Below are 21,109 nucleotides of genomic sequence, written 5' to 3' on the forward strand. Positions count from 1 at the left end.
GACCGAGCCGAGCCGGGTCACGGCCGGGACGAGTCGTCCGGCACCTCTATTGGTACCCACGCGTACCCACTACGGTACGAGCAGGAATTGAAGGAAAGGCGTTCCGTTGTACGAAGGCGTTGTTCAGGACCTCATCGACGAACTGGGCAGGCTCCCGGGCGTCGGTCCCAAGAGCGCGCAGCGGATCGCCTTCCACGTTCTGCAGGCGGAGCCGACCGATGTGCGGCGCCTCGCCCATGCCCTCCTGGAGGTCAAGGACAAGGTCCGTTTCTGCGCGATCTGCGGCAATGTCGCACAGCAGGAGCACTGCAACATCTGTCGCGACACCCGCCGTGACCTGACGGTCATCTGCGTGGTCGAGGAGCCGAAGGACGTCGTCGCGATCGAGCGGACCCGTGAGTTCCGGGGCCGCTACCACGTGCTCGGCGGCGCGATCAGCCCCATCGAGGGCGTCGGCCCCGACGATCTGCGCATCCGTGAGTTGCTCGCGCGGCTCGCCGACGGCTCCATCACCGAGCTGATCCTGGCGACCGACCCGAACCTGGAGGGCGAGGCCACCGCGACGTACCTGGCGCGGATGATCAAGCCGATGGGGCTCCGTGTCACCCGCCTCGCCAGTGGTCTGCCCGTGGGTGGCGACCTGGAGTACGCGGACGAAGTGACCCTGGGTCGCGCCTTCGAGGGGAGAAGGCTTCTCGATGTCTGACGCGGGTACGTTGCAGAGGTTCCAGCCAGCCGCCGTTCGTGCAGGTGCCCACGGGAGGTTCCCTCGATGTCTGACGCCACGCTGAACTCCGTCACGGAGGACCCGGACGATTTCGCCGTCCAGATCGCCGACCAGATCAAGACGTTCATCGTCGCGGTCACCGAGGTGTCCAAGGTCCAAGAGCCGGAGGAGGCCGTGCCGGTCCTTCTCCTCCAGGTCTCGCAGCTCCTGCTCGCGGGCGGCCGGCTCGGTGCGTACGAGGACATCCTCCCGGACGAGCGGTACGAGCCGGACCTGGGCGCCGAGCCGGACGCGGACGGTCTGCGGGAGCGTTTCGCCGCCCTGTTGGAGCCCATCGACGTCTACTCCGAGGTCTTCGACCCGTACGAGCCCCGCAAGGCACCCGTGCCGCACCGGATCTCCGACGACCTGGCCGACCTCGTCACCGACCTCGGCCACGGCCTCGCCCACTACGAGGCGGGCCGTACGGCCGAGGGGCTCTGGTGGTGGCAGTTCTCGTACTTCTCCAACTGGGGCTCGACGGCCTCCGCGACCCTGCGGGCGCTCCAGTCGCTGGTGGCGCACATCCGTCTCAACCAGCCGTTGGCGGAGCTGGACGGCCTGGACATCGACCAGGACCCGGGTGACGACGACCTCGCCGAGGCCGCCGGTCTGGTGATGGTCGAGGAGATCGCGGGCCCGCTGGGGCTGCGCCCGGTGAAGTAGCGCCCCGACACGCACTCGTCCCCGGGCCGTGAGCGGGCCCGGGGGACGGATCGCCCTCCGGACCGGACCGCGGTCCGTCCCCGGGCCGCGAGCCGGGCCGCGAGCCGGCCGTTGTCCAGACCGTGGATCAGACCGCGGACCAGCCGTTGTCCACGGCGAGGATCACGCCGTTGATGTTGCTCGCGGCGTCCGAGGCGAGGAAGACGATCGCTGCGGCCTGCTCGTCGGCGGTGGCCGGCTTACCGACGTTGCCCATGTAGGAGCCGAGGACGGCCGGGCCGAGCGCGTCGCGGTCCGCGTTCACCTGGATGTTGGTGGCGGTGCCGCCGGGGGCGATGGCGTTGGTGCGGACGCCCCGACCCCGGTACATGACGGCGGTCGACTTGGTGAGGCCCGCGATGCCGTGCTTCGACGCGGTGTACGCGGCGCCCGCCGCCGAGCCGCGCAGGCTCGCCTCCGACGCGGTGTTCACGATCGCGCCCTTTCCGGCCGCCAGCATGTGCGGGAGCGCGGCCCGCGTCAGCAGGAACGGCGCGGTGAGGTTGATGCGGATGACCCGCTCCCACTCCACGTCCGTGACGTCCGCCGCCGCCGACATGGAGTCCATGATCCCGGCGTTGTTCACGAGCACGTCGAGGCCACCGAAGGTCTCCACGGCGGTGCGCACGACCTCGTCCACCACGGTCTGCTCGCTCAGATCGCCCACCACCGTGACGGCCGTGCCGCCGTCGGCCGCGATGTCGGCGAGGGTCTGCTCGGCCCGCTCCTTGTCCAGGTCGGCGACGAGGACCTTCGCGCCCTGGGCGGCGAACCGGAGCGCGGTGGCCCGGCCGATGCCGCTGCCCGCGCCGGTGACGACGACGCTGCGGTCCTGGAAGTCGGTGGTGCTCATGGTGGTGCTCCCTCGCATTGGTGTTCCGTATCGGACTGTACGTTTTTTTGGCGCGTAGTGCCAGAAAGTCCCTCCGTGCCACCGTGCGGAGATCGTTAGGCTGAGCCCATGGGAGACGCCAAGACCTCTGCAGCGCGGCCCGCCCGCCCCGGCCGCCCGCCGCTGACCGAGCGCCGCAAGGCGGCCACCCGGCTGGAGATCGCGGAAGTCGCGGTGCGGCTCTTTGCGGAGAAGGGCGTTGCAGCCACCTCCGCCGACGAGATCGCGGCGGAGGCGGGCGTGTCGACCCGCACGCTCTGGCGGTACTTCCCCACAAAGGAGGCGTGCGTACAGCCGCTGCTCGCGGTCGGTGTCGACTCGCTCGCCGAGGCGCTCCGCGACAGCTCCCGCCATGAACCGCTGATCGACGTGCTGGAGGCCATGCGGCCCGACACCATGCGCCCGACCGCCGGATCGGCGGACGTACTCCGCCTGGTCCGGCTCACCCGTACCGAACCGGGGCTCCGGGCCGTTTGGCTCCAGACCCACCTGGAGGCCGAGTCGGTCCTTGCGGAAGCCCTCGCCCGGCGCACCGGGGAGTCACCGGACGCGCTGGCGCCCCGGGTCACCGCCGCCATGATCAACGTGGCCTTGCGGGTCGCCGCCGAGGACTACGCCTGGAACCCGGAGCGCTCCGACCGGGCCCTGGACGACGTCGCGCGCGAGGCGCTGCGGATCGCGTCCGAGGCCCTGCGGCAGGACTGAGGCGCCAACTCCCGCGAGGAACACCCGCGTTCGGGCACCGCGTACGGCGCGCGTACGGCTGGCGCGTACGGTCGGCGGATGACGAGGACCACGCCGGCCAGGCCGGTGTCCGTGGAGGCGGTGCTCCCGGAGCTGGCCGCCCGGCGGGGCCGGACGACGCGCCTGCACCCCCGGCGGGGACGGCCCGGCGTGCGCGACAGCCATGTCGGCGGGCCGATGCTGTGGCCGGAGGGCGAGGCATGGCCGGTCTGCGACGAACCGCACGTGCGCGAGACCGAGGGGTACGCGCCGGACGAGATCCGCAGCGCCCGCGCGGCGGGGGTGCACCCGCCCAGCCGGCCGTGGCCCCGCACCACACCGCCCGGACCGTCTCCGTACGTGGCACTCGCCCAGCTCTTCCGCCGTGATGTCCCGGGCCTGGCGTCCGGGCCCGGCGGTGCGGATCTGGTGCAGCTCTTCCGCTGCCCCTTCGCCCATGGGCCGCACCACGAACGTCGCTACTTCCTGCGGTGGCGGCGGGCGGAAGAGGCCGACCGTGCGGGCCGGACGCTCGCCGTGCCGCCCGAAGTGCCCATGCTCCGGTGGGAGCACGACCTCCCCGAGCCGTGTGTCCTCCACCCGGAAGAGGTGGACACCTACCCCTGGGCGGAGGGCGACGCGCTGCCCGCCGAGCTGATCGCGCGCATCGACGCCTGGGACGAGGCCCAGGAGGCGGCACACGGCACCGACGCCCTCAGCTACCAGTACGACCTCTCCATACCGCCCGGTTGGCGGGTCGGCGGCTTTCCCAGCTGGGCCTCCACGGGCCCGATGGCCGTCGACTGCGCGTCCTGCACGACTCCGATGCGCCTGCTGCTGACCGCCGAGGGCTATGAGACGGATGGTCCTGCCCACAGCTGGGTTCCGTTGGAGGACCGCGACCCGTTCTTGCGGGGCTGGGCGTCGATCCGTGACGCCCCCGCTGTCGTCCAGCCCACTCGACTCCGCTTCGGCCGTGACAGGGACATGCACGTCTTCGTCTGCCCGGCCGAGGGCGGACACCCACCGCGATGGGTGCTCGCCTGAGGGGAGTTCGCCGGAGGGGGGTGCGCCGGAGGGGGTGCGCCCGAGGGGGGTCCGTCGGGGAGGGGTGTTCAGGCGGGGTGGTGCCCCGGACGAGTGATTTTGCCGGCAGGTGATTGCCGGTCAGTTCCGGTGGCATTCGCGCAGGTCGGCCCGGAGCTCAAGCCCCGAGTCCCGGGTTCCGAACCCCGAGCCTCGAACTCCGAGTTTCGGACCCCGAGTCCCGGATTCCGAGCCCTGAACTCCGAGCCCTTTTTTATATGAATGGGTGGTCAGGTTGAATCCCACCCACCCACCCTCCTTGCCAAGTCCCCTGCTTCGGCGCGCGGATGGGCGCGGTCGGGGCACGGGCCAGGTGTGGGCGGAGGCGTGGACGGAAACTCCGGACGCCACCAAAGGGTGGCTTTAGGTGATCGGCTTGCGCCGGAGCGTAGCGAGGCTCTACGTTCGCGTTGAGCAACCTCAAACCTCTGAAAAACGGACAACCCCGGCGGTGCACCAACACCGACCGGGGTCTGACCGAAGCCAGATCGAGAGAAAGTCGATCCACCATGGCTAGCGCCCACATTAGTGCCGCCCTGCGCGCGCCCGCCCATCCCATGGCGAAAGCCGGGTACGGCAAGCGCCACGCGCCCGACCAAGCGCCCCCGCACGCCCGCGACTTCGGTCACCTGGCGACGAGGGAGGCGGCGATCGGCGCGTACATCGACCGGCTGCCCGAAGGCGCCGCGATCGGCTACAAGACTCTCGCCGAGGAGCTTCCCGACTACGGCCAGCAGGCCTGCCGGAGCGCCCTCGACCGGCTGACCCGCGAAGGCCATCTCCGCCGCATCAAGGTCCACTTGACCGGCGCCAACGGCACCCTGCACTGGGTGACCCGGACCTACTTCTCCCGGACCGCGCGGAACGCGGCCTGGTGGGCGGAGCTCGTACGGTTCGTGCGCGGCATCGACGTGACCGGCCAGCCGCCCGCTCCGGCGGCGGTCGCGGACCCCGGCCTTCCGAACGCGGACCCCCGGCACGCGGGCGATCCGGCCGCGCAGGTTCCGGCCGGGCGGATTCCGGGGGCGCGGGTTTCGGCCGAGCGGGTTTCGGCCGCGCGGGTTTCGGGGGCAGCGCCCTGGCAGGCGGCGCACCCGGCCGGCGCCGGAGCCCCGGCCGAGCAGCCCGCCGCCGAGCAGCCAGCCGCCGAGTGCCCCGCCGCCGACCCCTCTGCCGCTGAACCCCCCTCTGCCGAAGGGCCCTTGGCCGAGGGCCCTGTCGCCGAAGGGTCCGCGGTCGAGGGTCCCGGCGCCGAGGACCCCGCCGCCGAGGACCCCGCCGTCGAGGGCCCCGGCGCCGAGGACTCTTTGGCGGAGGGCCCCGGCGGTACGGCCTCGGTGGTCGCCTCGCTCGGGGACCTGATGGCGGGCCGCATGGACGCGCCCCCGCCGGGCTCCGCCGCCGCCCTCGCCCTGGACGCGCCGCCGTTCGGTTCCGCCGCAGCCACCGCCGCAGCCACCGCTACCGCCCCGGCGCCGGAGCCCGGTGGGGTGGAGCCCGGCACCAGGGCGCCGCGCTCGGAGGCGTACGACGTGCTCGCCGCGCTCGGCGCCCGTGACCCCCGGCTCCAGCTCTCCGGGGACGAGTGCTTCGAGTTGGAGCCCCTCGTCGGCGAGTGGCTGGACCGGGGCGTGGGGCGCGACCGCATCACCCACGCCCTCGCGTCGGGGCTCCCGGCGTCTGTGCATTCCGCCGTTGCCTTCCTCCGTACCCGACTGGAGAACAAGATGCCCCCCACTCAGCAGCCCGGCCCCCGCGCGTCGCACCCGGCACACGAGGAGATCGCCGGGGCCGTGATGATGTGCCTCTTCTGCGACGAGGACGAGACCACGACCACCCTCGTCGGCGGGGTCTGTGGGGACTGCCGCGCCGCCATCGACCGCGACGAGGCGAACGGCGCCACCGGCGACGTCCCCGACACTTTCCTCGCTCGCCCCCGGCACCAACAGGACGTCGCCGCCCGGGTCGCGGAGCTCCGCGCGGCGTCGGGCCGCCCGGCGACGGTGCCGGTGCCGCGTCGGAAGTGAGCGGATGCCCGTCCGGGTGGGCGCCCCGTGCGCGAGCCCCCTCTCCGAGCCCGGTGAAATTCCCGATGGTCTGTCAGCAGGCGCTGGTAGCTTGCCTGGGCCCGTGATCACCACGGGTGTCGACAGGGGAGGGGAACGGCGATCATGCCGGAGAACGACAGAGGGAGAACGCGTCTCGCGCGCGGCGCTTCACGGTGGCTCGCGGGGACGGCCCTCGGAGCCGTGATCGCGCTGACCGCCTCGGGGGTGGCGGTGGCGGTGGAGAACTTGCCGCCGCTGCAACCGGTGGTAGGCGATCTGAAAACCGATTCAAAACCCTGTGCTTCCGGGGCGGACCGGCCTTACGTGGGGCGGGCGCCGACGTTGTCCGCCGTACTCAGAGACCCGACCGAGGATGACGCGCCCGGTGGGAGTAACTCGGTCAACGCAGAGTTCGAGATCTGGTGGACGGACGCGGACGGCACGGAACAGCGCCTCCAGTACTCCCCTTCCACCCCCCTGCCCTCCGGTCTCACCTCCCGGTGGGACACCTACCTCAGGGGTGCTGCTCTCCCGGCCGACACCGTCATCTCCTGGCACGTGCGGGCCAACGACGGTGCGGCGGTGTCCGGGTGGAGTGACACGGCCACTCCAGCCTGCGAGTTCGTCATCGATGAGGTGTCCCCGCAGCCCCCGGTCGTGTCGTCCCCGGAATTCCCGGAAGATGTGTTCTACGGCGCGGAGCAGGGCACGTACGGGACCTTCCGCTTCCAGTCGTCCTCCGATGACGTCGTCGAGTACCGCTACACCTTCCTCGGTCACCCGCAGCAGAGCGTGGCGGCGACCGGTCCCGACCATGCGGCGGAAGTCCGGTTCCTCGCCACCTCGTCCACCCACCGAGTCGACGTCGCGGCCTTCGACCGGTCCGGGCGACGGAGCACCTCGACCATCTACGACTTCTATCCGGCCCCGCCCCGCAGCCCCGTCGCCGAGTGGCAGCTCGCCGACCCGGTGGGTACCCGGACCGCAGCCCCGGTCACCGGAACGGCCGCCCGCGCCGGAACCGGCGTCACGTTCGGTGCGCCGGCGCCGGAAGGCACCGCGCTGACCTCCACCGTTTCGCTCGACGGCACCGGTCACGGCTTCCTCACCCCGGGCGCGCCGGTCGTCGACACCGCGGAGACCTTCGCGGTGGGTGGCTGGGTACGCCCCGGCACCACCGACGGCACGATGACCGTCGCCTCCCAGGACGCCGACGGCGCCCCCGCCTTCACCCTGGGCCTGCGGGCGGGGGACGACGGCGCACAGTGGTCCTTCGGCGCGGGGGCGGAGCGCGTCACCGGCGGCACCCCGGAGGCCGACAGCTGGTCCCACGTCCTCGGGACGTACGACGCCGAGACCGGTCTCGCGCATCTCTATGTCAACGGCGAGGAGACGGGCACACCGGTCGCGATCGACCCTGCACAGGTGTCCGGTGACTTCCAGATCGGCCGCGCCCGGGGCAAGCTCGGCTACCGCGACCGCTGGCAAGGCGAAATCGGCGACCTCCGGGCGTACGACCGGGTCGTCATCCCCGCCGAGATCACCCAGCTCGCCCGGGTCGAGGTGCCCCCGGCGACGGAGACCGCCCGCTGGTCGATGGAGACCAGCACGGACGGAGCCACCCCGTCCTCGGTGGGCGCGGACCAGCCGCTGAGCCTGCGGGACGGCGCTCACCTCTACCAGTGGCCGTCACCGGACGACTGGTGTGACCTCTACCCGGAGTGCTTCCCGGACAAGGACCCCCTCCGAGGCCGGGCCGACCTCGCGCTCGACGGAATCGACGACTACGCCGCCACCGCCCAGCCGGTCGTCGACACCGCCCGCAGCTACACCGTCGCGGCCCTCGTCATGCTCGATCACGTGAGCGCCGACGACCCCGCCATGACGCTCTTCTCCCAGGGCGACGAGGACGGAACGGCGGCCTTCCAGGTCCGGTACGTGCCCGCCACTCAGAACTGGGAACTGAGCGTCTCCCACGCCGGCACTCCCGGCGCCGAGGTGACGACCGTGAGCGCCGGGGCGGCGCCCGGCGGCCTGCACCGCGTCGCCGTCGTCCACGACACGGTGAACGACCGGGTCACGCTCTACGTGGACGCCCAGGAGACCGGGGTGAGCGTTCACTTCCGTTCCGGCTGGACGAGCACCGGCGGCCTCCAGATCGGCCGGGGCCCGGTGCCCGGCGGCGGCTGGTGCTCTTACCTGCGGGGCTCGGTCGACGAGGTCCGGGTGTTCGAGGGAGCCCTCCCGGGCCTCAAGGTCCGAGACCTCGGTCTCAACAGCTGAAAAGCACCACAGAGCGCGCTTCGGTGCACGCGGTCCCCGGCCGCACACGTCCCTGGACGGGCGCGACCGGGGGCCGCGCCCGGCTTGCGGAGCCGGTGCGCAACGTGTGGGCTGGACCACAGACGCGCGTGGTGGCCGGTGGGGTGGGCATAGACCCCGTACGAGCGGCCCGGGTCGACACGCCGGACCAGGTGGTGGGCGGGACATCTCACCATCTGGTAAGGACGGGGAGATTCCGGGCCGCTCGTTAAACTGAGCCGACCGCAGTAATGGAATGAGCGAGGAGCGCACGTGGGCCTGGTCGTGCAGAAGTACGGAGGCTCATCCGTAGCCGATGCCGAGGGCATCAAGCGCGTCGCCAAGCGAGTCGTCGATGCCAAGAAGAGCGGCAACCAGGTGGTTGTCGTGGTGTCCGCGATGGGCGACACGACGGACGAGCTGATCGATCTCGCCGAGCAGGTGTCACCGATGCCTGCCGGGCGTGAGTTCGACATGCTCCTGACCGCCGGAGAGCGGATCTCCATGGCCCTGCTGGCGATGGCGATCAAAAACCTGGGCCACGAGGCCCAGTCGTTCACGGGCAGCCAGGCCGGTGTCATCACCGACTCCGTCCACAACAAGGCGCGCATCATCGATGTCACGCCCGGCCGCATCCGGACCTCGATCGACGAAGGCAACATCGCCATCGTCGCCGGGTTCCAGGGCGTGAGCCAGGAGGGCAAGAACATCACCACCCTCGGCCGCGGTGGGTCCGACACCACCGCCGTCGCCCTCGCCGCGGCACTGGAAGCCGAGGTCTGCGAGATCTACACCGACGTGGACGGCGTCTTCACCGCCGACCCCCGGGTCGTCAAGAAGGCCCAGAAGATCGAGTGGATCTCCTTCGAGGACATGCTGGAGCTGGCCGCGTCCGGTTCCAAGGTGCTGCTGCACCGCTGCGTCGAGTACGCACGCCGATACAACATCCCGATCCACGTCCGCTCGTCCTTCTCCGGACTGCGCGGCACGTGGGTCAGCAACGAGCCGCAAGGGGACCAGCAGGTGGAGCACGCGATCATCTCCGGAGTCGCCCATGACGTCTCCGAGGCCAAGATCACCGTCGTCGGCGTCCCCGACAAGCCGGGCGAGGCCGCCGCGATCTTCCGCACCATCGCCAACGCGGAAGTCAACATCGACATGGTGGTGCAGAACGTCTCCGCCGCCGCGACGGGGCTGACGGACATCTCCTTCACCCTCCCCAAGGCGGAGGGCCGCAAGGCCATCGACGCCCTGGAGCGGGCCAAGGGCACCATCGGCTTCGACTCGCTGCGCTACGACGACCAGATCGCCAAGATCTCGCTGGTCGGCGCCGGTATGAAGACGAACCCGGGCGTCACCGCCGGATTCTTCGAGGCGCTCTCCGACGCCGGGGTGAACATCGAGCTGATCTCGACCTCCGAGATCCGCATCTCGGTCGTCACCCGCGCCGACGACGTCAACGAGGCCGTGCGCGCCGTGCACACCGCCTTCGGCCTCGACAGCGACTCCGACGAGGCCGTCGTCTACGGAGGCACCGGCCGATGACCTCACGCCGCCCCTCGCTCGCGGTCGTCGGTGCGACCGGGGCGAGCGGCGGCGTCATGCTCCAGATCCTTTCGCAGCACGCGGATGTCTGGGGCGAGGTGAAGCTCATCGCCTCACCGCGTTCGGCCGGCCGCAAGCTGGCCGTACGCGGCGAGGAGAAGGAAGTCCTCCCGATCACCGAGGACGCCTTCGACGGCGTGGACATCGCCGTCTTCCTGGTGCCCGAGAAGGTGGCGGCCCTCTGGGCGCCCGTCGCCGCATCCCGGGGCGCCGCGGTGGTCGACGGCTCCGCCGCCTTCCGCCTCGACCAGGACGTGCCCCTGGTCGTCCCCGAGGTCAACCCCCACGCGGCCCGCACCCGCCCCCGCGGCATCGTCGCCTCGCCGGACTGCACCACGCTCTCGCTGATCGTCCCGGTCGGCGCACTGCACGCCGCCTTCGGCCTCCGCGAACTGACCGTCTCCACCTATCAGGCCGTCAGCGGCCGGGGCCGCGACGGCGTCGCCGCCCTGCGCGAGGAACTGAGCCTCGTGGCCGGCAGCCTCGCCGTCGGCACGGAGCTGGGCACCCGCCCGGGAGACGTACGCCGCGCACTCGGCGACCGGCCCACCAGCCCGTTCCCCGCCCCTGTCGCGTTGAACGTCGTGCCCTGGGCCGGTACGGACGCGGGCGACGGCTGGTCCTCCGAGGAACTCGCCATCCGCGACGAATGCCGCAAGATCCTCGGCCTTCCACAGCTGCGTACCGCCATCACCTGCGTGTACGTCCCCGTCGTCACCACGCACTCGATGTCCGTCCACGCGCGCTTCGAGAGCGAGGTCACCGTCGACCGGGCCCACGAGATCCTGGCCACCGCCCCCGGCGTCGTCCTCTTCGACAGCCCCGCCGCGGGCGACTTCCCGACCCCGGCGGACGTCGTGGGCACCGACCCCACCTGGGTCGGCCGAGTACGCCGCTCCCTGGACGACCCGCAGGGCCTGGAGATGTTCATCTGCGGGGACAACCTGCGGAAAGGCGGGGCCCTGAATGTGGCCCAGATCGCCGAATCCCTGGCGGCCTCCGGGCGCAGGGCCTGAAGCACGCCCTGGAACGTGTCACGGAGATTCGCTCCGGATGACCTTCCGGGCGGGTGTTTCGTGTTTCGGACGGGTGTTTGGGCAGGGGTTTCGGGCGACAGGTTTCGGTGGAGTTCCTCTCGGTGTCCGGTTCCGGTGTCCAGTTCCGGTGTCCGCCGACCGCGGCGTTCGGTCGTGGTGTTGGATCGCGGCGCGTTGGATCGCGGTGTTGGATCGCGTGTTCGGTTCCGGTCTTCGTTTCTGTTCTCTTTCTGGTTCGCTTCGATCTCCGCTCCCTCCGTGCTGGTCCTGGGCTGTCCTGAGCCGGCTCCGCGATGATTCCGGGCCGAGGGGGAGGTCGTTCCGGCCCGCTTCCGGCGTGCGGCGGGGCCGTCTCCGGAGCCATCAAATTTCATATGCCATCGAAATGTCTGATCGAAAGAGTTTTGTGGGATCTGTGAAGGTCACATGTTCAATTCGGCTTCCTTAACCCCTTGAGCTGGGGCGTTGTCATATCCGACGATGAGCCTGCGGTCCTGTGCAACCGCGAGGCGGCTGTTCGGCGTCTTCGCCGTCACTTCTTGCGCGACGGGCGCACCAATAGGGCAATTGGGGAAGAGCGGGTACGTATGAGGGCGAGTCGCAGAGAGCTGAACGCGCTGCCGCACGCGTACAACCCTGACGGGGGGCAGCGTGTCCAACTGGCGTGGCAGAGGTTCTCGAAATTCCGGTGGTCGGCTCGTTGCGGGGCATCTCCGTGCTCCCGCTCCGCAAGCCCCGTGCGGTCGGCGGCATGCCGGTGATCGCCCCGCTGACCGCTGCGAGCACGACGAGCCCCGTAAGGTTCCCCTCGCAGCGCGAGGGCGCTGAGGAGGCGGTGGCGGCGGGAACGACGGTCGACCATCTGACCGAGACCTACCGTGCCCACTACCGCTCGTTGCTCGGCCTCGCCGCGCTGTTGCTGGACGACACCGCCTCCTGCGAGGACGTCGTACAGGAGGCGTTCATCCGTGTGCACTCGGCCCGCACCCGGGTGCGGGAGCCCGAGAAGACGCTCGCCTACCTCCGGCAGACGGTCGTCAACCTCTCCCGTTCCGCGCTCCGTCGCCGCATCCTCGGGCTGAAGCTGCTCTCCAAGCCCATGCCCGACATGGCCAGCGCGGAAGAGGGAGCGTACGACCAGCTGGAGCGGGACGCGCTGATCAAGGCGATGAAGGGCCTCCAGCGGCGGCAGCGGGAAGTGCTGGTGCTGCGCTACTTCGCGGACATGACCGAATCGCAGGTCGCCGACACCCTCGGTATCTCCCTGGGGTCGGTCAAGGCGTACGGTTCGCGCGGGATCGCCGCTCTGCGTCTGGTGATGGAGGCGCAGGCATGAGCGGTCGCCCCCTCAACCACGAACCGGACCGGACGGGAAGCGGAACTGTGAACCACGGGCCGAACACGAGCCACGGGCCGAGCGCGGATCCCCGTCCGGAGCGCTCCGCCGAGCCGGCCGGAGCAGCTGGGACGGGCACGTCCCCCGGCCGGGCCGGTCAGGCCGGTCAGGCCGAGTCGGGCGCCGAACCGTCCGAACGGGCGGAGGCGGGCGAACCGTCCGAACGGGCGGAGGCGGACGAACGGGCGGAGGCGGGCGAACGGGCGGAGGCGGGCGAGCCGAGCGGTCGTGCGCGCGGTGGCGACGAGGATCACGACCCTCCGGCACACACACCGTCCGGCCGGTACGTCGGAACAGCCGGCGTCGCCTCGCCGGAGAGGCCCAGCGATGCCCCGGCGGAAACGCCCGGCGACGCTTCCGACCGCATGGCTGCTGCATCCTCGGCCGACGTGAGCGGTGACGCCCCGGCCGACGTGAGCGGTGCCCTCTCGGCCGTCGACGTGACCGGTGCCCGACCGGGCGATCCGGCCGATCCGGCCGATCCGGCCGATCGGGCCGCTCCGGGCGCTCCGGGCGCTCCGGGCGACGCAGCCGGAGCGAACGACGCAGCCGACGCAACCTCCGCGCAGCACGATAAGGCGCCCCGCGCGGGCGACTACCCGTTCCGGCCCCGCGAGAAGGCGCCCAGCTTCCGTGAGGACGTTTCCGGGACCGGCACGCTGACACACCTCTTCGCGCCACGCGGCTCGGCCACGCGCCTCGGCCGGGCCCTCGGCGGCGGTACGGCGGACAGCGGCGATGGCATCGACATGGGCGGCATCGACCTGAGCGGCAGCGGCGGCGGCCCGAGTAGCGGTGGCTTGGGTAGCGGCCTGAGCGGCAGCGGGGTGGGCAGTAGCGGCCTGAGCGGCAGCGGCTGGGGCGGCAGCACGTGGAGGGGCAGCGGCTCAAGTGGTGCCGGTGACGTGGGCGGTGCCGGAGACGCGGGCGGCACGGCCGACGAAGAGGCGCTGCGACGCCTGCTGCGGGGAGCCGTTCAGGATCTTGAACCCACCGAGAACGCACTGGAGCATCTGCACCGGGCCGTACCCGCCCGGCGGGCGCGACGCCGCCAGGCCGTCATCGGCGCGGCTGCCGCGGCCCTTCTGATCGGTACCGCCGTGCCCGCCTTCGTGCACGTGGCGAACTCCGAGAGCGTGGCCACCGCTGCCCCCTCCCTCATCGGGCACGACCAGAACTCCCAGAGCCAGCAGGGCGATGCGTCCGGGGCTGCCGTGGGGGAGAAGCCGAGCGCCGGACAGCCCACGGCGGGCACGGACGGCCGGCCCAGCGGGGCGCCCGACCCCAGCGACGCTCCTTCCGCGACCGACGGCCCGACGGACTCCGACAGCACCCTTCCCGGAGCCGTCAGCGACGAGGAACGCGCCTCGATCGCCGCCCTGCCCGCCTGCGCCCCCGGTCAACTCGGTGTCGCCTCGGCGTCCGCCGGGACCGCAGACGCGAATGGGACGGTCTACGGCACCTTCCGGATCGCCAACACCTCCGCCACCGACTGCTCGGTCAGCACCGTTGGCACAGTGGCTTTCACGACCACGGGCGCCGCGGACGCGACGAAGATCGCGATCGTGCAGCACGTCGCGGGTGACCCCGCCGCCGGACTGCCCGACCCCACCGCCGAACCCACAGCCATGCTGTTGCAGCCCGAGATGGCGTACGAGGTGCAGTTCGCCTTCGTACCGAGCGACACGTGTCCCACGGCCGCGAGCCCCACGCCCACGCCGACCGTGGCCCCGTCGGGGGCGGCCGAGGGGGAGGACCAGGCGGCAAACGTGGAGACGCAGACCCTGACGGCGGACGGGGACCCGACCGAGGGGACCATCGCCGTGACGCACACCCCGGAAGCGGGTGCGCCGACCGCCGAGACCACGATCACCCACGCCTGCGCGGGCACGATCTACCGCACCGGCATCCTCGCGGCCTCCTGAGCCTACGGCGGCCCACCCCGGCCATCACGGCCCCCCACGGCCGCGACGGCCCATCACGGCCACTACGGCCGCGCCAGCCCACGACGGCACGGAAGGCTTTTCGGGACCGCCCGAAGCGGTGAGGGCTGTGAGACCGCGGGGGCCGGTGAGGCCCGCCGGGCCTGTTGGCGGCCTCCTCACTCGCTGCGGGGCGTCGTCCCTGAAGCAGTGCCGACGGGGTCACCCGGTTCGGCGGCGACCGCCCCCGACCTGGGCGGTGCGACTGCCGCGGTGGCGGCGGACGCGGACGCGGTGGCGGTTGCAGGGTCGGGGACCAGGCCCAGGGCGATGTCCCGGGCCGCTTCGGCCTCGCGCCGCAGCAGGCGGAACCACATGAAGAGCACGAACGCCGCGAAGACGAACCACTCCCCGGTGTAGCCCAGGTTCTGGAAGGCCTTGAGGTCCAGCCCGCTGCCCTCCACGGCTGCGGCCGGGACCGCCCGCATTCCGTTGCCGGAGTCGTCCGCGCCCCCGATGCCGCTCGCCGGGAGCGTCACCCAGGCGTCGTACACGTCGTACGGCACGAGATTCACCAACGAAGCCGCGCTGATGATGCCGAGTTCCCCGTCGGGGAGCCCGCCCGCGCTGTTCACGCCCTTGCTGGAGGCGCTCTCCGAAGCCTGGAGGTCACCGGTCACCGTGATCTCGCCAGTGGGTGCCGGAGGGATCGTGTTGTTCTCCCGCGCGCGTTCCGTACCGCCGGGCATCCAGCCGCGTACGACGGGCAGGGCCTTGCCACTGTCCGTACGCAGCAGGTCCAGGACGTAGAACCCGTCGCGGTCGTCCAGCTCACGCCCCGGGACCAGGAACTGGTCCGCGAACGTTCCCGTGGCCGTCGCGGGACGGCCGGACGTGACGGTGTCCACGGGCAACAGCGAGTCCAGCGGCTTCGCCCGGCGGGTGCCCGGGTCCGGCTGCTTCTCGGCCTGTTCGTGCGAGTGCACGCGGTCCTCGAAGCGGCCGAGCTGCCAGGTGCCCATGAACACGCAGAACGGAATGGCCAGCACGACGAAGAGGTTGATCCCCCACCATCGCGGGGTCAGCAGGAACCGGTACACCCCCTTACCGTACGGTCCCCGCTCCACCGGCCGGGAGCGGGGGCCGCCCCTTTATCCGGCTCTTACGCGAGGGAAGAGGTGTCCGCCTCCGACTTCCGCGCCCCCGGAAGATGGCGCAACGCGAAGTCCAGCTCCAGTCCCACCTGCTTGATCCGCTCCTCCACCACCAGCGAGCCATGCCCCGCGTCGTAGCGGTAGACCTCGTGCACCGCGCCCCGGGCCTTCAACCGGTCCACGTAATTCTCCACCTGTCGGATGGGGCAGCGCGGATCGTTGACGCCCGCAGAGATGTACACCGGGGCGCGCACTGCGTCGACGTACGTCAGCGGCGACGACGCCTCGAAGCGCTCCGGCACCTCCTCCGGAGTGCCACCCAGCAGAGTGCGGTCCATCGCCTTCAGGGCCTCCATCTCGTCGTGGTACGCCGTGACGTAGTCAGCGACGGGTACGGCGGCCAGGCCCAGGGCCCAGGCGTCCGGCTGGGTACCCAGACCGAGCAGGGTCAGATACCCGCCCCAGGACCCACCGGCCAGGACCAGACGGTCCGGATCGGCGAGGCCCGACTCGACGGACCACTCCCGGACCGCCGCGATGTCCTCCAGCTCGATCAGCCCGACCCGGTGCTTCAGCGCGTCGGTCCAGGCCCGGCCGTACCCCGTCGAGCCCCGGTAGTTCACCCGTACGACCGCGAAGCCGTGGTCGACCCAGGCAGCAGGGCCCGAGGCGAACGCGTCGCTGTCGTGCCACGTAGGACCGCCGTGGATCTCGAAGATTGTCGGGAACGGGCCCTCGCCCGAAGCAGGAGTCTGCACCAGTGCGTGGACCCGCCCGCCCGGCCCCTCCACCCAGACGTCCCGCACCGGCACCGAGGCCGGGGCCTTCGGGCCCGGCGGGTCCAGGACCACCGCGCCCGTGGTGGAGCGGACGACCGGCGGGAAGGCGGCCGAGGACCAGAGGTACTCCACCGTCCCGTCCGGTCGGGCCGTGGCACCCGACACCGAACCGACGGGCGTCTCCACCCGCACCGGCTCCGGCCGGCCCGGCTCATGGCGCCACAACTCACTCCGGGCCTCGAAGCCGTGCTCGATCAGGATCGCGGAGCCGTCCGGATACCACTCGGCGCTCACGTCGCCGGGGAGATCGAGCGCCAGCTCCGTCTCCGTGCCCGCGACCGGGTCCCAGATCATCGGCTCCCAGCGCCCGCGCCGCTGGTGCCCGACCAACAGCCGGGTGTCGCCCGCGACGGGAGCGAACCCCATCACTGCCAGGCCCAACTCCTTCGTACCGCCCTCGGTGTCGTCGAGCTCCGCCACCGTCGACCCGTCCGGCCGCACCACACGCAGCGCCGAATGCATCGCGTCGCCGTGCTCCGTGTGTTCCAGCGCGATCAGGCTGCCGTCGTACGACAGATCGCCCACCCCGGCCGACTCGCGGTGGCGGTAGATCTCCACGGGCGCCGCGCCGCCCGGCCGCGCCAGATGGATCGTCGTCCCGTCCTCGTCGGTCGAGCGGCCGACGACGGCGCTGCCGTCCCGCCCGATCGCGAGACCGGCCGGATACGACGGCTCCAGCCCCGGCGCCGCCGGCACGTCCTCGCCGCCACCGAACGGCTGCCGCATCCAGACACCGAACTCGTCGCCGTACGAGGGCGACCCGGGATCGCCGGAGCTACGGCCGTCGTCGAACCACCAGATCCACTCCCCGTCGGGAGAGAGCGCCCCGTCCGTGGTGCCGTCCGGCCGGTCCGTGACCATGCGTTGCTCGCCGGTCTTCCGGTCCCACGCGTAGATCTCGTACGTGCCTGTCGCGTTGGACACGAAGAGCGAGCGCTCCGGGGCATCCTCCGCCCACTGGGGCAGGGACACCCGGGGGGCGCGGAACCGCTGCTCCCAGTCCGGCGGGGTCGAGGCGTTCTGTGTGTCGCTCATGCCCCCATCCAACCCGATGAGGAGCCCCGGACGCACGGCCCTTCGTCTCACCGCGAAATCACCCGGATTGCGGGCCGCCGAAGTTTCGCACGGCCGTGATCACCGGGGTGCGTTCCGGCCTCCGTCGGACAGACCGAGAGTGCGCGCCCCCGTGCGGCAGGTGAGCCGGAACCGTTTGTCGATCGCCGTCCACGCAGGTCAGGGCGATTGTCAGTGGCGGGGTCCACACTCCTCCCATGACTGCAGAGATGAGCGCGGGCACGGTCTCGACCGCTGTTCTGCGCAAGGCCGTGGAGACGTACTGGACCGCCGCCGACGCCCGTGACTGGGAGGCGTTCGCGGCCACGCTCGACGACGACGTCGTGTTCGAAGTGCCGCAGACCCGTGAGGTGGTCCGGGGCAAGGAGAGATGCGTGCGGTTCAACCGTGAGTACCCGGGCGACTGGCACGTGCGGATCGACCGGATCGTTGCCGACCTGCCCGAGCACCCGGCCGGTGCCGCCGTGGCCGGTGTCGGTGGACAGGCCGCCGCACGGACGCTGTTCACCGTGGGGGATGCGGAGTTGGACGGCATTCACTTCTTCTCGTTCGACACCAGGGGCCGCATCACCGCCGTCACCGACTTCTGGCCGGAGCCGTACCAGCCGCCGACCGGCCGCGAATACCTCGTCGAGCGGGTCTGAGTCCTGAGGCCCACCGGCCGGGCGCGCCCGGGGCGCGCAACGGCACAGGGCCCCGGCGCCGGTCTGCGGCGGAGGAGCCCTGTGCGTGTGGGGGGTGGCGCTCTGTGGGCGTCGAGGGAGCGAAGGCGACGCGGGGTGCTCGGCGTGAGCCCGGTGAGCGAGCCCAGCCGGGACAGCCCTTAGATGGCCGAGCGGAAGGCGGGCAGGTAGCCGCTCGACTGACCGGCGGCCTTCGGGTGGTAGGAGTTGTAGATCGGCAGCGTGACGCTGTTGAGCCAGGGGTCACCGGAACAGAGCTCGTGGCCGGTGAACTCGTCCACCACGCTGGAGTAGGTGAACCCCGCGTTGGCCGCGCGCTTGGCGATCACCGTGTTCAGGACGTCCGCCCCGTTGTTGATCGCCTTCCGTGAGTTCTCGCTGAGGCCCAGGATGCAGCTCCCCGCGATCTTGTAGAAGTGCGGGTAGCCCAGGACCACGACGTGGGCCGAAGGGGCCTTCGCGTGGATGGAGGTGTAGAGGGAGTCGAGGCTGCCCGGCAGGACGTTCTGCGCCTTGGTGATGGCCGCGTTCACGCTGCTCACGCAGGTGGCCTCGCTCGACAGCACGCAGGTCTGCATGACATCGGCGAAGCCGACGTCGTTGCCGCCCGCGGAGATGCTGACCAGTGCGGTCGAGGAGCTGAGCGCGCTCAGCTGACCGCTCGCGACGGTCGATGTCGTCGCACCCGAACACGCGACGAAGGCGAAGGAGGACGGCGAGTTGGCGGCGGCCCAGAGGTACGGATACGCCTTGGTCGAGCGGTGGCAGTCGCCACTGTCCGAGATGTAGCTGCCGGCGCCGACTCCGGAGGAGTAGGAGTCGCCGAGAGCGACGTAACCGCCCGTAGCGGCGGAGGCCGGCTGAGCGGCTCCCAGCGCGGCGACGGCTGCGATGGCCAGAGTGGAAACGGACGCCCAGAATCTACGCACTGACATGGCCGATGGCCCCTTCGGAAGGTGGGGGGTGCGAGGGGAGTTCGTGGAGCAGACAGTTTTTAGCAGCTCGAAGTACCGGCCGGTAATGGCTGTGCGGGAAGTCGTCTGATATGCCCGAATGATCGTTCGGTAGCCGTAGCTCCGCGCGTAGATAAACCCTGAACACTGGTCAAAATCGGGGCACTTGGGGGCGCAGGCTCGGCGCGCGGATCAGAGGGCTGATCGGCGCTGAAGGGGTTCTGACGACAAGGTTCACGGCTTCCGCCAGATGCTGACTACTCACCAGAAACCACCCGCACGGGTGGGGGCGTCCTACCCGCGATGTCGCCCACCGGTGACGCCCCGCATCGGGCATGCAGTTCGGGACCACCGCGCCGGGGTCACTTTCCGTAATCCCTCGTCCGTCCGACGGCCGTCGTCGCGGACCGTTTTGCATCGTCCCGCCCGGTACTACCGTTTCCCCGCACCCGGCGCACCGCGGTGCATTCCGGCGAGACCCGGGCCGCACCGGACGAGGCCCGGACGCTCGTCTTCGCGCCCAGAGGCCGCCCGCTTTGCTCAGAGCCCTTGCGGCAGCTGGGTCACCTGGGTCGCCTGCGGCAGTTGGGCTACGTGGGGCGCCTGGGCCACCCGTGGCAGCGGTGGCGCCTACGTCTCCTGCGTGACGGTCGGGGAGGGCGTGTCCGCCAGCCAGCCGATCCGTGCCGCGTGCCAGCCGAGTTGGAAACGCGTGGAGGCCCCCACCTGCGCCATGAGCCTCTGGAGGCGGCGCTGAACGGTGCGATGACCCATGCCGAGTTGGCGGGCGATGGCCGAGTCCGTGAGACCGAGGTGCAGCAGGGCGAGGACTCTGCGGTCGGTCGGGTCGAGAAGGGAGCCGGAGGCGTCCTCGGGAAGCGCGGCGGGGGAGGGGCGGAGGAGCGTCCCCCGCTCGAACTGTGTCTCGAAGAGAGAGCTGAGCGCGATGAGAAGCCCGGTGCGGTGGACGACGAGAGCGACCGGCTCGATGTCTTCGCGCTCCGGATCGAGGGGCAGCAGCGCGATCCGCCGATCGACGATGACCAGCTTGATCGGCAGCTTGTCCACCACGGAGATCTGCTGGCCCTGGGTGACATAGGCGTTCAGTGCCTCCGCGGTGTCCGGGTTCTCCAGCCAGTCGCGTTCGATGACGGTCCGCAGGGCGATTCCGCGCCGCATGAGGATGCCCTCGATCTCCGCGTGGTTGTCCTCGTAACTGATCACGGAGTGCCGCGGCTCTCCGAGCGGCATCAGATTGCACACCTCGGTGGTGGCCTGCTCCTGCATCAGCAGCAGCCTGCGGCGGATGGCCGCGGCCCCCGAAAGCACCTCGACCGGTGCCCCCGAAGCATGGGCCTGGGCGGACCGGTGCCGCTCGGTGAGGGTGGCCATCAGGGATTCGACCCGGTGCAGGGAGGACCGCCGGGATTCCAGCAGAGGGCCCAGAGCGAGCACGGGAGAGGCCGCCCGGTAACGCGGTACGGCCCCGCCGGCGGAGGCGGAGCTCGCGAGTCCGCGCACCACGAGTGACTCCAGTGCGTCGCGGACGGCCGGGAGGGGAGCGGCCAACTCCTTGGTCAGCAGCGCGGGCTCACTGTCGGGGCGGTCCACGAGAAGCCGGTAGAGAGCATCCTCCAGCGGGTCCAGCCCGAGCAGGGTCAGCAGCGCGTCCTCGGAGCCCCTGGCGTTCGGTGCCCCGGCCGCGCCGCCCGCCGGGCCGGAGCCGGTGGTGCTCAGGGGGATCTCCGGCCGGGTGTGGGCTCGAACATGGTCCCGCCCCCCTTGCTGCCGCCCGCACAACCGTGCTGACCACAATATCCGTTGATCATATTGCAAAGTAGGTCTGTGGATAATGCTGAATGGAGGCGGGCGGCACGTCGGTAGGGTGGTCGGTATGTCTGATGCCCCGGTTCGTGTCCGTTTCG

At 71.2% G+C, this 21,109-nt stretch carries 16 protein-coding genes; 11 read left to right on the plus strand and 5 right to left on the minus strand.

Translation table 11 applies throughout. From position 1 onward, the window contains the following. The first annotated feature begins 106 nt into the window (after nucleotides 1-106). Together recR and ACFYPN_RS17910 are read left to right on the plus strand one after the other, a co-directional pair. Nucleotides 107-706 (plus strand): recombination mediator RecR, encoded by a 600-nt coding sequence (gene recR, locus ACFYPN_RS17905; protein WP_358764681.1) that lies wholly within the window; start codon nucleotides 107-109, stop codon nucleotides 704-706. A 66-nt stretch (nucleotides 707-772) separates the two neighbouring features. Next, a complete protein-coding gene (locus ACFYPN_RS17910) occupies nucleotides 773-1,432 on the plus strand; it encodes a DUF5063 domain-containing protein (protein ID WP_358764678.1) in 660 nt (219 codons plus the stop codon). 127 nt (nucleotides 1,433-1,559) lie between these two features. Here ACFYPN_RS17910 and ACFYPN_RS17915 read toward each other — a convergent pair whose 3' ends face one another. Beyond that, the gene (locus tag ACFYPN_RS17915; RefSeq protein ID WP_358764676.1) at nucleotides 1,560-2,324 is read right to left on the minus strand and encodes an SDR family NAD(P)-dependent oxidoreductase; all 765 of its coding nucleotides are present in this window, start codon (nucleotides 2,322-2,324) and stop codon (nucleotides 1,560-1,562) included. A gap of 108 nt (nucleotides 2,325-2,432) precedes the next feature. Between ACFYPN_RS17915 and ACFYPN_RS17920 the strand changes: the two genes are divergently transcribed. The 8 genes from ACFYPN_RS17920 to ACFYPN_RS17955 all read left to right on the plus strand — a co-directional run bounded on the left by ACFYPN_RS17920 (nucleotide 2,433) and on the right by ACFYPN_RS17955 (nucleotide 14,484). Next, a complete protein-coding gene (locus tag ACFYPN_RS17920) occupies nucleotides 2,433-3,068 on the plus strand; it encodes a TetR/AcrR family transcriptional regulator (RefSeq protein WP_389299215.1) in 636 nt (211 codons plus the stop codon). A gap of 78 nt (nucleotides 3,069-3,146) precedes the next feature. After that, entirely contained in the window at nucleotides 3,147-4,133 is a 987-nt protein-coding gene (locus ACFYPN_RS17925; RefSeq protein ID WP_389299218.1) for a hypothetical protein, read from the plus strand. 548 nt (nucleotides 4,134-4,681) lie between these two features. Beyond that, nucleotides 4,682-6,199 (plus strand): hypothetical protein, encoded by a 1,518-nt coding sequence (locus tag ACFYPN_RS17930; protein WP_389299220.1) that lies wholly within the window; start codon nucleotides 4,682-4,684, stop codon nucleotides 6,197-6,199. A gap of 363 nt (nucleotides 6,200-6,562) precedes the next feature. Then, on the plus strand, nucleotides 6,563-8,503 hold the full coding sequence (locus tag ACFYPN_RS17935; RefSeq protein WP_389299222.1) for a LamG domain-containing protein: 1,941 nt from the start codon (nucleotides 6,563-6,565) through the stop codon (nucleotides 8,501-8,503). Nucleotides 8,504-8,794: 291 nt separating this feature from the next. Continuing rightward, a complete protein-coding gene (locus ACFYPN_RS17940) occupies nucleotides 8,795-10,066 on the plus strand; it encodes an aspartate kinase (protein WP_266707105.1) in 1,272 nt (423 codons plus the stop codon). After that, entirely contained in the window at nucleotides 10,063-11,142 is a 1,080-nt protein-coding gene (locus ACFYPN_RS17945) for an aspartate-semialdehyde dehydrogenase (protein ID WP_358764666.1), read from the plus strand. Before ACFYPN_RS17940 ends, ACFYPN_RS17945 begins: the two co-directional genes overlap by 4 nt. 772 nt (nucleotides 11,143-11,914) lie before the next feature. Continuing rightward, entirely contained in the window at nucleotides 11,915-12,499 is a 585-nt protein-coding gene (locus ACFYPN_RS17950) for a SigE family RNA polymerase sigma factor (protein WP_358764698.1), read from the plus strand. A 425-nt stretch (nucleotides 12,500-12,924) separates the two neighbouring features. Next, nucleotides 12,925-14,484: a hypothetical protein gene (locus ACFYPN_RS17955; RefSeq protein ID WP_358764664.1), complete on the plus strand. Its 1,560-nt coding sequence runs from the start codon at nucleotides 12,925-12,927 to the stop codon at nucleotides 14,482-14,484. 176 nt (nucleotides 14,485-14,660) lie between these two features. On the opposite strand, the gene ACFYPN_RS17960 is transcribed toward ACFYPN_RS17955, so the two are convergent. Continuing rightward, nucleotides 14,661-15,581, minus strand: a complete 921-nt coding sequence (locus ACFYPN_RS17960; RefSeq protein ID WP_389299227.1) for an SURF1 family protein — start codon at nucleotides 15,579-15,581, stop codon at nucleotides 14,661-14,663. 62 nt (nucleotides 15,582-15,643) lie between these two features. After that, on the minus strand, nucleotides 15,644-17,509 hold the full coding sequence (locus tag ACFYPN_RS17965; protein WP_389299229.1) for a prolyl oligopeptidase family serine peptidase: 1,866 nt from the start codon (nucleotides 17,507-17,509) through the stop codon (nucleotides 15,644-15,646). A 236-nt stretch (nucleotides 17,510-17,745) separates the two neighbouring features. Between ACFYPN_RS17965 and ACFYPN_RS17970 the strand changes: the two genes are divergently transcribed. Further along, the gene (locus ACFYPN_RS17970) at nucleotides 17,746-18,192 is read left to right on the plus strand and encodes a nuclear transport factor 2 family protein (protein ID WP_358764658.1); all 447 of its coding nucleotides are present in this window, start codon (nucleotides 17,746-17,748) and stop codon (nucleotides 18,190-18,192) included. A 179-nt stretch (nucleotides 18,193-18,371) separates the two neighbouring features. On the opposite strand, the gene ACFYPN_RS17975 is transcribed toward ACFYPN_RS17970, so the two are convergent. After that, nucleotides 18,372-19,166 carry an SGNH/GDSL hydrolase family protein gene (locus ACFYPN_RS17975; protein ID WP_358764657.1) on the minus strand — a complete coding sequence of 265 codons (795 nt, stop codon included), beginning with the start codon at nucleotides 19,164-19,166 and terminating at the stop codon, nucleotides 18,372-18,374. A 648-nt stretch (nucleotides 19,167-19,814) separates the two neighbouring features. Continuing rightward, on the minus strand, nucleotides 19,815-20,999 hold the full coding sequence (locus ACFYPN_RS17980; protein WP_389299231.1) for a helix-turn-helix transcriptional regulator: 1,185 nt from the start codon (nucleotides 20,997-20,999) through the stop codon (nucleotides 19,815-19,817). Nucleotides 21,000-21,109 lie beyond the last annotated feature (110 nt).

Origin of the sequence: Streptomyces sp. NPDC005576 (assembly GCF_042871745.1) — a bacterium.
Lineage (GTDB): Bacteria > Actinomycetota > Actinomycetes > Streptomycetales > Streptomycetaceae > Streptomyces.

What these genes read in the sequence shown, in the direction of transcription:
- ACFYPN_RS17965 (WP_389299229.1), bottom strand. Translation starts at nt 17,509, where the DNA reads ATGAGCGACACACAGAACGCCTCGACCCCGCCGGACTGGGAGCAGCGG.
- ACFYPN_RS17975 (WP_358764657.1), bottom strand. Translation starts at nt 19,166, where the DNA reads ATGTCAGTGCGTAGATTCTGGGCGTCCGTTTCCACTCTGGCCATCGCA.
- ACFYPN_RS17925 (WP_389299218.1), top strand. Translation starts at nt 3,147, where the DNA reads ATGACGAGGACCACGCCGGCCAGGCCGGTGTCCGTGGAGGCGGTGCTC.
- ACFYPN_RS17920 (WP_389299215.1), top strand. Translation starts at nt 2,433, where the DNA reads ATGGGAGACGCCAAGACCTCTGCAGCGCGGCCCGCCCGCCCCGGCCGC.
- ACFYPN_RS17915 (WP_358764676.1), bottom strand. Translation starts at nt 2,324, where the DNA reads ATGAGCACCACCGACTTCCAGGACCGCAGCGTCGTCGTCACCGGCGCG.
- ACFYPN_RS17930 (WP_389299220.1), top strand. Translation starts at nt 4,682, where the DNA reads ATGGCTAGCGCCCACATTAGTGCCGCCCTGCGCGCGCCCGCCCATCCC.
- ACFYPN_RS17910 (WP_358764678.1), top strand. Translation starts at nt 773, where the DNA reads ATGTCTGACGCCACGCTGAACTCCGTCACGGAGGACCCGGACGATTTC.
- ACFYPN_RS17945 (WP_358764666.1), top strand. Translation starts at nt 10,063, where the DNA reads ATGACCTCACGCCGCCCCTCGCTCGCGGTCGTCGGTGCGACCGGGGCG.
- ACFYPN_RS17955 (WP_358764664.1), top strand. Translation starts at nt 12,925, where the DNA reads ATGGCTGCTGCATCCTCGGCCGACGTGAGCGGTGACGCCCCGGCCGAC.
- ACFYPN_RS17950 (WP_358764698.1), top strand. Translation starts at nt 11,915, where the DNA reads ATGCCGGTGATCGCCCCGCTGACCGCTGCGAGCACGACGAGCCCCGTA.
- ACFYPN_RS17970 (WP_358764658.1), top strand. Translation starts at nt 17,746, where the DNA reads ATGACTGCAGAGATGAGCGCGGGCACGGTCTCGACCGCTGTTCTGCGC.